Origin of the sequence: Stappia sp. BW2 (assembly GCF_008107695.1) — a bacterium.
Taxonomy (GTDB): domain Bacteria; phylum Pseudomonadota; class Alphaproteobacteria; order Rhizobiales; family Stappiaceae; genus Roseibium.
Map to the genome: position 1 here is coordinate 1 of NZ_VIRG01000012.1, position 408 is coordinate 408.

Below are 408 nucleotides of genomic sequence, written 5' to 3' on the forward strand. Positions count from 1 at the left end.
TTATTTGCCCTGGTAAAGTGTATCGTCGTGACTCTGATGATGCGACACATAGTCATCAATTTACACAAATCGAAGGATTAGTTGTTGATAAAAACGTTAAAATGAGTGATTTGAAAGGTACTTTAGAATTGTTAGCTAAGAAATTATTTGGTGCTGATCGTGAAATTCGTTTACGTCCAAGTTACTTCCCATTCACTGAACCTTCTGTAGAAGTTGATGTGTCATGTTTTAAATGTAAAGGAAAAGGTTGTAATGTGTGTAAACACACAGGATGGATTGAAATTTTAGGTGCTGGAATGGTACATCCTAATGTATTAGAAATGGCTGGTTTTGATTCTTCAGAGTACTCTGGATTTGCATTTGGTATGGGACCAGACCGTATTGCAATGTTGAAATATGGTATAGAAG

The 408-nt window shown here is 35.8% G+C and carries 1 protein-coding gene; it reads left to right on the plus strand.

Annotation, left to right across the window (positions count from 1 at the left end; genetic code table 11):
- Window positions 1-408: tRNA ligase subunit PheS family protein (locus FMN63_RS30035; RefSeq protein ID WP_502706259.1), on the plus strand; the 408-nt coding region annotated here is incomplete at both ends.